The organism is Rhizobium sp. P1_B8 (assembly GCF_056406515.1).
In genome coordinates, this window is the sequence record NZ_JBFTZZ010000006.1 from 353,902 (window position 1) to 363,771 (window position 9,870).

The window sequence follows — 9,870 nt, forward strand, 5'->3', positions numbered from 1 at the left end:
ATGAGGCCCGTTCCGAATGCCTTCAGGATTTCGATAAGATTTTAGCGGCCGGCCTTTTTCGGCAGCAGCAGCTCGTCGAGAATGACGCAACCGGCGCCGATGGTGATGAAACTGTCGGCGAGATTGAAGACCGCGAAGGACCAGCTCTCGGTGTAGAAGAGAATGTAATCGATCACATGTCCATAGGCGAAGCGGTCGACGAGATTGCCAATCGCCCCGGCGATGATCAGCGCATAACCGAGATGAGCGAGCCAGCGATCCTTCGCCGTGCGGTACCATAGCCAGATGACGAAGGCGACGATGACGAGCCGCATGCCGACGATGAACCAGCCATCCATGCCGGACAGCATCGAAAAGGCGACGCCGAGATTGTAGGTGCGGTAGAGCGCCAGCATCGGAATGACCGGCACGACCTCCTGTAGCGGCAGGTAGTGATCGACGGCGATCTTGACGACCTGGTCAATGAGAACGGCGACGACGATGAAGAAGAGGATCGGTGCCGGGCGCGAAAACAGCGCGGGGCGTGCAAGCGTCTGTTCGGTCATTTGCCCTCGGCAAGTGAGAGGAGATGGCGGCGCGCCTCGAAAAGCATGATGGCGGTGGCGACAGCGAGGTTCAAGGAATCGGCGCGGCCCTGCTGCGGAATGCGGGCAAGCGCGTCGGCCTCCTTGGCCAGTTGCTCCGGCAAGCCGGATTGTTCGTTGCCCATCAGGAGCACGACAGGCTTTTTCCGGTAGTCGATCGTCCGGTAATCGATCGCGCCGGCAAGATGCGTCGCGACGACGGAAACGCCGGCCGATTTCCGCCAGGCAATGAATTCTTCAGGGGTTGCCCGCGCGACCGGAACGGCAAAGACCGAACCCATGGTGGCGCGTACCGTTTCGAGCGAGAAAGGGTCGGTCGTTTCTCCGACCAGAATGATGCCGGAAGCGCCGGCCGCATCGGCCGTGCGGATGATGGTGCCGAGATTGCCGGGGTCACGCACGCGGTCGAGCGCCACCCATGTCTCGCCCTCTTTCGGGCGAATGCCCTTAAGCGGCGCCCAGCGCTGCTCGAAGATGCCGACGACCATCTGCGGATTGTCACGGCGGGTGATCGAGGCGATCACCTTTTCGCTGACTTCGAGCACCAGCCCGCCCGAGGCGACGGTCCTGGCCGCCATCTGCTCGACCAGCGGCTTGCCTTTGGCCGCCTTGGCATAGACCAGCGTGCGGATCGCCCAGCCGAGTTCGATCGCATCGATGACGAGCTTCAGTCCTTCGGCCAGGAAAGTACCGCTTTCCTCGCGCGACTTCTTGTTCGTCAGCGCCTTGATGTCCTTGATGATCGGATTGGCGAGCGAGGTGACCTCCTTCACCTGCCCGACCCTGCGCGGCCCCTGATCGTGGAAATCCTTGCTCATTTCGGCACCCAGCGGGAAAAGAGGGAGGTGGAAAGCGCGCGGCCCTGCGTCTTGCCGTCGGTGCCGGCTTCGCGAATCACCAGCTCGCCGGATTCGACCACGCCGCCGGCGCCGCGCATCGTCTCGCGCATCAACTCGTGGATCGAATAGAAGCTGGCGCGGATCGAATAGGCCGTCAGCACCAGGCCCACGGCCTTCGGCGACAGAATCTCGCGGCAGACATCGAGCATCAAGGGCAGATGCTCGAAGAGATGCCAGACTTCGCCGTTGGGGCCACGGCCGAATTTCGGCGGATCGGTGAGGATGATGTCGTACTGGCTGCCGCGCCGTTCCTCGCGCAGGATGAATTTCATCGCATCCTCGCAGATCCAGCGGATCGGCAGCTTCTCCATGCGCCCGAGCGCCTGGTTTTCCCGCGCCCAGCCGATCGCCTTCTTCGAGGCGTCGACATGGGTGACTTCGGCGCCGGCTGCGGCGGCAACCAGCGAGGCGACGCCGGTATAACCGAAGAGATTCAGCACCTTCAGCGGCCGACCGGCCTTTTCGACCTGCTCTTTCATCCAGCTCCAATGGACGATCTGCTCGGGGAAGACGCCGACATGACGGAAGGAGGTGAAGCGGCCGAGGAAATCGACGCCGAGCAGATTGAGCGGCCAGGTCTCGCCGAGCGCATCTTTCGGGAAGCGCCAGCGGCCGGAGCCTTCCTCGTCGGTATCGCCGGTGAAGACGGCATCGACCTTTTCCCAGACATGAGCGGGCAGCGAAGGCCGCCACAGCGCCTGGGCCTCGGGACGGATGATGCGGTAGGGGCCGTATTGCTCCAGCTTTTCGCCGTTGCCGCTGTCGATCAGGTGGAAGTCGCCGGCTCCGAGCGATTCGAGGATGACGGGCACGCGATCGACCGGACGTTCGCCGCTGCGTGTCATCAGAGGACGCTCGACCGCGACAGGCACGGCAGCCTCGCGCACTGTCTCGCGGGCCGCCGCAGGCCGCGCGACCGGCTTCGGCGGCCGGCCTGTCCGATCGTTCCTGCGGCTTTCACCGGAAGAACCTGATGTTTTCTTCTGGCCCGGCCGGCCTTCTCTCTGTTTCAACGTGCTCTTCCGCATCTCTGTCGGGGTGTCTTATCGGCTTTGTGTCCGCTGCGGCGCCGTGCGTCTTTTCAGACGTGCAAAGGACGCTGCAGCACTTTGAATATGCAGTAGCCCAGAAAAGCGTGGCGGATCAACTGCGCAGCCGCCTGAGCCCGGGCAAGAGGAGCGGGTTCTCCCGGCGCAACGCCTATTTCAAGCCCTCGGAGGCCTGTGTGCGAAGCCAGCTTTCCGCCGCATAGAGGGCTGCGACATGCATCGACTGCATGATGACGGCGCCGGACTGCAGGTCGCCAAGGATGGCAGCAAGATCGGTAAACAGCAGCTCGACCTTCTCGCCCGGGTCGAAAGACGGTTCGCCGGCCTTGCTCAGGCCGAGCGCCAGCCAGCTGGTTACGGCGTTGCTGTGGCTGGCGGCATTCGGATAGGAGGTGAGTAGTTTGACGAAGGTCGAGGCTTCATAGCCGGTTTCCTCCCGGAGCTCGCGCCGGGCTGCCGCCAACGCCGCATCGCCGGTGTTGCTGTCGCTGCGTTCGACGCCGCCGGCGACGAGACCGAGCACGATCTCGCCGCGGCCGTGTCGGTATTCCCGCGTCAGCAGCACGCGCCCGTCGGGCATCACGGGGATGACGTTGATCCAGTCGGGATAATCGAGCACATGAAAGGGCGCGATGACGGTTCCATCGGCGGTGACGCAATCGTCGCTCCGAATCCGGATCCAGCGGTCCTCATAGGTGATCCGGCTTGCCGTCACGCTCCAGGGCTTCAGTTCGTCGGTCATCGGCCCATCCCTTGTGTGTCAGATGTCTGTCATCGGAACCCGGCAGATAACATTCCGTCCCGCCTTGGCAAAGCGCTTTCCCGCTGGGATAAGATGAGCGAATCGAAGATGGGGCCATCGAATGGATTTCACCGGCGAAGAACGCATCGCCGCGCCGCGGGACGTCGTCTGGGCAGCACTCAACGATCCCGACATCATGCGTGGCTGCATTCCAGGCTGCCAAGGTATCGAGCGGCTTTCGCCGAGCGCCTTCGAGGCGACGATCAAAGTCAGGTTCAGCCTGCTGTCCGCCACCTTCCATGGGCTGCTGACGCTTTCCAATGTCGACGCGCCGAAGAGCTATACGCTGTCGGCCGAAGGCAAGGGCGGTCTTGCCGGCTTCGCCAGGGGCAGCGCCGATATCGTGCTTGAGGAAAGGGGTGCCGAGACTATCCTGCACTACCGCTCGAAGGCCGAACTCGGCGGCAGGCTCGCCCAGCTCGGCGCCCGTCTGCTCGACTCGGCTTCGCAAAAGCTCGCCGAAGGGTTCTTTTCGGATTTCAATGCCGCGGTCGTCGCGAAGATGGCGGCCGGTTAGGCTTGGCGCGGGTTGGAGCTTCGTTTAAATCGGCATGATGACGTGGACCATTAGGCCGCCGCGGGCGGAAGACCAGGAAATGCTCGCGGAGATTTATCTTTCCGTGCGCCGCGAAACATTCGTCTGGGTCGATCCCGGCAAGTTCCATCGCGAGGATTTCGCCGCCCATACCAATGGCGAGACGGTCTTCGTTTGCGAGCATGCGGATGGCAGCGTAGCCGGCTTCCTGTCGCTCTGGCCGGAGGACGATTTCATCCACATGCTCTACTTAAGACCGGAATTCCAGGGTCGGGGCGCCGGCACGGCGCTGTTGCACGCCCTGCCGCAATGGCCGCAACACCGGTACCGGCTGAAATGCCTGGTAAAGAACCGGCGGGCAAAGGCGTTCTACCTTTCCCATGGTTTCCATGTGACCGGCAACGGCGCGTCGCCGGAGGGCGACTATGAGGAGCTGAGCTTTTTTCCGGTTTGACTGCCGCCGAAAGCCGGCCGCCGAAACCGAGCCAAACGAATATTGACCAGTTTTATCGCGCCGGCAGCTGCCCGGCGATCTCCTCGGCGCGGTTCTTGTGGCGGTCGGCCTCGCTTTGCCAGCGGATGGCTTCCTTGGCCTCGGTGCGGGCGCGCTTGCGGTGTTTGCCCTGGCTGAACCAGGTGGCGGCCGCGCCGATCAGCATGCCTGTAATCAGCGCGATGAACAGGAAGACGAAGAAGGGCGCGGAAACCGCGAGCACCTGATCATCAGGCCGGAACGGATTGAAGGCGAGCGTGACGCTCTGCCGGTTGGCGACGCAGAAGACGATGAGGATGACGCCGAGCGGCAGCAGAATCAATAGGTTGACGATCTTCTTGGCCATTTGAGGTCTCCACGCGGCAGATTGCGCCGGTCTTTTTGAGGAGCGCGTTTCATGCTTACAGCGCCACGCGTCTTTGTAAGACGCGCAAAGCACGATGCGTTACCAGAATAGGAAAACGGCCCTCGAGTTCAAGTGCGGTTTCGCCGCAGGCGGTTCGCGCCGCTCAATCCTCTTCGTCGGCCTGGCCGGGATTGAGCCGTTCGCGCAGCTCCTTGCCGGTCTTGAAGAAGGGCACCCACTTCTCCTCGACGAAGACGGTGTCGCCGGTCCGCGGGTTGCGGCCGGAGCGCGAAGGGCGGTTCTTGACCGAAAAGGCGCCAAAGCCGCGCAATTCGACTCGGTTACCCGCAGCCAGTGCATCCGTGATCTCGTCGAGAACCGCGTTGACGATATTCTCGACGTCGCGATGATAGAGATGCGGGTTGCGTGCGGCAACAATCTGCACCAATTCGGACTTGATCACATTCGCCCCCTTAAATTATTGATTTCTTATCAATCGTGGCCAACCTGCCAAACTGAAAGCAGCCCGTCAAGAAGCAACTTTGGGGGCAGGATTCCATTGATATCCTGGGTTTTCATGAGATCATCATAACCGAAGATCGTAATCAACCGCGAAACAGCCCCAGCGAGCAGAAAGGGCGTATTGCTCTTCTTGTCCCAGTCGACCATCGGCAGATCGCCGTCGACGCCGCGTGATTTGAGATAGGCACGGATCTCAGCCTCGCCGCCGATGGCATCGACGAGTTTCACCTTCAGCGCCTGGCGGCCGGTATAGATCGTGCCGTCGGCCAGTTTCAGCACCTCGTCGCGCGGCAGCTTGCGCCGGTCGGCGACCAAGTCGACGAACCAGTTATAGCTGTCGACCACCATGTTGCGGATCATCGCTTTGGCTTCCTCGCTCGCCTCGTGGAAGGGCGAGGGCTCGGCCTTCAGCGGCGAAGACTTGATCTCCTGCAGCGAGACGCCGATCTTGTCGAGCAGCGGCTGGATCTGCGGATACTGGAAGATGACGCCGATCGAGCCGGTAATCGAGCTGTCGCCGGCAATGATGGTATCGCCGGCGGTGGCGATCATGTAGCCGGCAGAGGCGGCAAGTGTGCGGACGTCGGAGACGACAGGCTTCTTGGCTGATATCGCGCGGATCGCCTTGAAGATTTTTTCGCCGCCATAGGTCGTGCCGCCGGGCGAGGAGATCGAAATCACTGCTGCCTTCACCTGGTCGCTGGTCTCGACCTTCTTCAGCCGCTCCAGAAGCTCGTCGTCGTCGACGATCAGCCCCGATATCGTCACATGGGCGATGTGCGGGCGCTCCGTCCCGGTATCGCCGAGGGCGAAGCGGTAGAAGGCGAAACCAAGTGCCACGATGAGGGCCACCGCGATGAGGCGCCAGAAGCCGAGCTTGCGGCGCAGCCGACGGCGATCCGCGATGATCGAACTGTCCATAAAAACCTCCAGCGCTGGCACCGGCTTCGGCATGGCGCCGATCGACCCGGTGAAATAGGGTGGCAGCGGCCCGTACGAATGCCACTTTTCAATGTTTTTCCGTTTTGTTGCTTGTTGCAGAAAAAATTCCATATTGGCAAGCCAATGTAATAATGCGAAACGAACTGTGATTGGCGGCCGGCTTTGTTATGAAGGCGCGGCGATCACCGCACATGGACGAGGCCTATGCTCGATACCCTGAAGAACAACGGACATGCCGCCTATTCAGGGTCGGGCAAGAATGCCTATGGCGATGCGTTGTTCCATTCCGCCCGCGTGCGGCGGCTGAAAATATTGCTGCCGGTGGCGGCCCTGGTCATCGCAGCGAGCCTCACAGCGGTGGCGTTGGTCCGCATCTATCTGCCCGAGAACATCAAGTTGGAAGGCGCCAAGATCGAGAACGGCAAGGTCGTGATGGAAAAGCCGGCGATCGCTGGCCGCAATTCCGACGGCATCAACTATTCGATGCTGGCCGAAAGGGCGCTGCAGGACATCCGCAATCCCAATCTCATCACGCTCGAAACCATCAAGGCCGCCGTGCCGATGAATGACGGCCTGATCGCCCGCGTCGTCGCCTCGACCGCAGACTACAACCGCACTACCGACAATCTGCATATGACGGCCCCCTTCACTTTGGTGCTGAGCAGCGGCCTCAATGCGAATTTCCAGTCCGCCCAGCTCGACATCAAGGGCGGAAACATGCGGAGCGACGATCCCGTCACCATCACCAAGGACAATGCCTCCATTGTTGCGCAGTCGATGGAGATAACCGATAAGGGGCGGGTGATCACATTCGAGGGGAATGTTCGCATGAATGTCGATCCATCTACCATCCATAAACAGGGCACTTAACCAGCCGGGTCATCCATGACAAAAGATTGTCGCATTTCCACTTGCAAGACAGGCATGGCATTCGTTGCCGGCGCATTTGCCCTCATTCTGACGGCCTCGGGCGCGGGTGCGCAGTCGACCACGATGTCGGGCATGAAGCTTTCCAACGACCAGCCGATCCAGATCGAAAGCGACAAGCTTGAGATCCATGACCAGGAACACACCGCGCTTTTCACCGGCAAGGTCAAGGTCGTTCAAGGCACGACGACGATGCAGTCCGGCAAGATGACCGTCTATTACAAGGACAAGGCGGCAAAGCCGGCTGCTGACGGGGCGCAACCCGCTGCCCAGCCGGAGCAGTCGGCCTCGCTTGCATCGGGAAGTGCAGATATCGACAAGATCCTGGTGACGGACAAGGTCCTCTTGACCTCGGGCACGCAGACGGCGACCGCCGATGACGGCAATTTCGACATGGCCTCGCAGACATTCATCCTCACGGCAGATGAGGGGAACAAGGTTATCCTGTCGGACGGGCCGAACGTCTTTACCGGCTGCAAACTGACGGTTCACATGCAGACTGGCCAGGCGGAGCTTGAAAGCTGCGGCGGGCGTGTCCAAATTCAGCTCGATCCGAAATCGAAGCCGAATACACCGCAGCAGAAGCAGAACTGAGAAGCCGGCCTCCCACGTGAAATTATCATCGCTATCCACCATGTTCGGCAAGCCCGGGCCACAAGCTGCGGGTGCCGCCGACAAGAGCCGTTATCAGGGAACGTTGATCGCACGCGGTCTGACGAAGACCTATGCGACGCGGCGCGTCGTCAACGGCGTCTCGCTGGTGGTGCGCCGCGGCGAGGCTGTCGGCCTGCTCGGCCCGAACGGCGCCGGCAAGACCACCTGTTTTTATATGATCACCGGCCTTGTGCCGGTGGACGAAGGCACGATCGAGATCGACGGCAACGACGTCACGACCATGCCGATGTACCGCCGCTCACGTCTCGGCGTCGGTTACCTGCCGCAGGAAGCCTCGATCTTCCGTGGGCTGACGGTGGAAGAGAATATCCGCGCCGTCCTCGAAGTGCATGTGAAGGACAAGGCTGAGCGCGAGCAGAAGCTGAACGAGCTGCTGGAGGAGTTCCATATCCAGAAGCTGCGCAAGAATGCCGCCGTCGCCCTTTCCGGCGGTGAGCGCCGCCGCCTCGAAATCGCGCGTGCGCTTGCGACCGACCCGACCTTCATGCTGCTCGACGAACCCTTCGCCGGCGTCGACCCGATCTCGGTCGCCGACATCCAGAATCTCGTTCACCACCTGACGGCGCGCGGCATCGGCGTTCTCATCACCGACCACAATGTACGCGAGACGCTGGGTCTGATCGACCGCGCCTACATCATCCATGCCGGTGAGGTGCTGACCCATGGCCGGGCGAACGACATCGTCAACAATCCGGAAGTGCGCCGGCTCTACCTCGGCGACAATTTCAGCCTCTGATACCGGGCGGCCCGCAGAAATTCACCTTGTCGGCATAGTTCCGCTTGACCAAATACAATAAAAAAGCAATTTTTGGGCCAACTTGGATTTCCGTGGCCTGAAGCCTTGATCGGACGCGGTTTCCCGGAGGAATCGAGGGGAGTTTCGCGTCCGTCATGGCACTGTCCGCCAATCTTTTCCTGCGCCAGACCCAGTCCCTGGTGATGACACCGCAACTGATGCAATCCATCCAGTTGCTGCAGATGACTCATTTCGAACTCAACCAGTTCATCGCCATGGAAGTGGAGAAGAACCCGCTGCTCGAATTTCCGTCGAATGACGGCGAGGCGGTCGGAGAACGTGGCGAAAGCGAAGATGAGCAGTATGCTCATCAGCCGGAGGATGCCGGGTCGGACGATGGCTATGACAACCGCGCCGAGGCGCTCTCCAGCGACTGGTATGACAATGGCGGCAGTGCCAGCACGAGCCGGCTGAACGACGAACTCGACGCCAATTATACCAATGTCTTTCCTGATGACGGCGCCCCACAGCGCCTCGATGCGCCGGAGCTCGTCAGCCAGTGGAAATCGATGCCGGGCAGCGGCGAGGGCGCCGACTACGATCTCGACGATTTCGTCGCCGGCCAGGTATCGCTGCGCGATCACCTCGCCCAGCAGATCCCCTTCGTCCTGCCTGACATGGCCGACCGGCTGATCGCGCAGAATTTCGTCGACCAGCTCGACGACTGCGGTTATCTGCAGGCCGATATCGTCGAGGCGGGCGAGAGGCTGGGCACGAGCCTCGCACAGGCCGAGCGCGTGCTCGCCACCCTCCAGAGCCTCGATCCGCCGGGTGTTTTCGCCCGCAGCCTTGCCGAATGCCTGGCGATCCAGCTCCGGCAGAAGGACCGATACGACCCCGCCATGCAGGTTCTGGTCGAAAACCTCGAACTGCTCGCCCGGCGCGATTTCGCCACGTTGAAGCGGCTCTGCGGCGTCGATGAGGAAGATCTTCTCGACATGCTCGGCGAGATCCGCCAGCTCAATCCGAAGCCCGGCAGTGGTTTCGAGGCAGGTGTTTCCGAAGCGATCATGCCGGATGTGGTCGTCAGAGCCTCCTCGGACGGCGGCTGGCTGGTCGAGCTCAATCCGGATACACTGCCACGCGTGCTGGTCAACCAGTCCTATTTTTCCCGGGTGACAAAGAACGGCGAGGATCACGCCTTCCTCTCCGATTGCCTGCAGACCGCCAACTGGCTGACGCGCAGCCTTGATCAGCGGGCAAAAACCATCATGAAGGTGGCAAGCGAAATCGTCCGCCAGCAGGACGCCTTCCTGCTGCACGGCGTCGACTATCTGCGCCCGCTGAACCTGAAGACGGT

General features: G+C 61.4%; 13 protein-coding genes. 6 read left to right on the plus strand and 7 right to left on the minus strand.

Annotated features, from left to right (window positions below; translation table 11 throughout):
* Positions 1 to 41: 41 nt before the first annotated feature.
* From lspA to AC1D2N_RS11360, 4 genes are all read right to left on the minus strand, one after another.
* A complete protein-coding gene (gene lspA / locus AC1D2N_RS11345) occupies positions 42 to 545 on the minus strand; it encodes a signal peptidase II (RefSeq protein ID WP_018244515.1) in 504 nt (167 codons plus the stop codon).
* Positions 542 to 1,402, minus strand: a complete 861-nt coding sequence (locus AC1D2N_RS11350; protein ID WP_128408941.1) for a TrmH family RNA methyltransferase — start codon at positions 1,400 to 1,402, stop codon at positions 542 to 544. Before AC1D2N_RS11350 ends, lspA begins: the two co-directional genes overlap by 4 nt.
* Positions 1,399 to 2,496 (minus strand): class I SAM-dependent methyltransferase, encoded by a 1,098-nt coding sequence (locus AC1D2N_RS11355; protein ID WP_130651596.1) that lies wholly within the window; start codon positions 2,494 to 2,496, stop codon positions 1,399 to 1,401. The genes AC1D2N_RS11350 and AC1D2N_RS11355 overlap by 4 nt, the downstream gene beginning before the upstream one ends.
* 187 nt (positions 2,497 to 2,683) lie before the next feature.
* A complete protein-coding gene (locus AC1D2N_RS11360; protein ID WP_130651597.1) occupies positions 2,684 to 3,274 on the minus strand; it encodes an NUDIX hydrolase in 591 nt (196 codons plus the stop codon).
* A gap of 121 nt (positions 3,275 to 3,395) precedes the next feature.
* Here AC1D2N_RS11360 and AC1D2N_RS11365 point away from each other — a divergent pair, with 121 nt between their 5' ends.
* On the plus strand, positions 3,396 to 3,851 hold the full coding sequence (locus tag AC1D2N_RS11365; protein WP_047617260.1) for an SRPBCC family protein: 456 nt from the start codon (positions 3,396 to 3,398) through the stop codon (positions 3,849 to 3,851).
* A 37-nt stretch (positions 3,852 to 3,888) separates the two neighbouring features.
* Complete coding sequence (locus AC1D2N_RS11370; protein ID WP_065277028.1) at positions 3,889 to 4,323, plus strand: GNAT family N-acetyltransferase; 435 nt, start codon at positions 3,889 to 3,891, stop codon at positions 4,321 to 4,323.
* A gap of 52 nt (positions 4,324 to 4,375) precedes the next feature.
* Here the strand turns inward: AC1D2N_RS11370 and AC1D2N_RS11375 are convergent, their stop codons facing one another.
* The 3 genes from AC1D2N_RS11375 to sppA all read right to left on the minus strand — a co-directional run bounded on the left by AC1D2N_RS11375 (position 4,376) and on the right by sppA (position 6,151).
* A complete protein-coding gene (locus AC1D2N_RS11375) occupies positions 4,376 to 4,708 on the minus strand; it encodes a LapA family protein (protein WP_018447771.1) in 333 nt (110 codons plus the stop codon).
* 163 nt (positions 4,709 to 4,871) lie between these two features.
* On the minus strand, positions 4,872 to 5,171 hold the full coding sequence (locus tag AC1D2N_RS11380; protein ID WP_003544934.1) for an integration host factor subunit beta: 300 nt from the start codon (positions 5,169 to 5,171) through the stop codon (positions 4,872 to 4,874).
* A gap of 29 nt (positions 5,172 to 5,200) precedes the next feature.
* A complete protein-coding gene (sppA, locus tag AC1D2N_RS11385; RefSeq protein WP_026188591.1) occupies positions 5,201 to 6,151 on the minus strand; it encodes a signal peptide peptidase SppA in 951 nt (316 codons plus the stop codon).
* 225 nt (positions 6,152 to 6,376) lie between these two features.
* Here sppA and lptC point away from each other — a divergent pair, with 225 nt between their 5' ends.
* From lptC to AC1D2N_RS11405, 4 genes are all read left to right on the plus strand, one after another.
* Positions 6,377 to 7,042 carry an LPS export ABC transporter periplasmic protein LptC gene (lptC, locus tag AC1D2N_RS11390; RefSeq protein WP_018244522.1) on the plus strand — a complete coding sequence of 222 codons (666 nt, stop codon included), beginning with the start codon at positions 6,377 to 6,379 and terminating at the stop codon, positions 7,040 to 7,042.
* A 15-nt stretch (positions 7,043 to 7,057) separates the two neighbouring features.
* Positions 7,058 to 7,693 (plus strand): LptA/OstA family protein, encoded by a 636-nt coding sequence (locus AC1D2N_RS11395; protein WP_018244523.1) that lies wholly within the window; start codon positions 7,058 to 7,060, stop codon positions 7,691 to 7,693.
* A gap of 40 nt (positions 7,694 to 7,733) precedes the next feature.
* Positions 7,734 to 8,510, plus strand: a complete 777-nt coding sequence (gene lptB / locus AC1D2N_RS11400) for an LPS export ABC transporter ATP-binding protein (RefSeq protein WP_047617258.1) — start codon at positions 7,734 to 7,736, stop codon at positions 8,508 to 8,510.
* Positions 8,511 to 8,665: 155 nt separating this feature from the next.
* Positions 8,666 to 9,870: RNA polymerase factor sigma-54 (locus AC1D2N_RS11405; protein WP_477981275.1), on the plus strand; the 1,205-nt coding region annotated here is incomplete at its 3' end.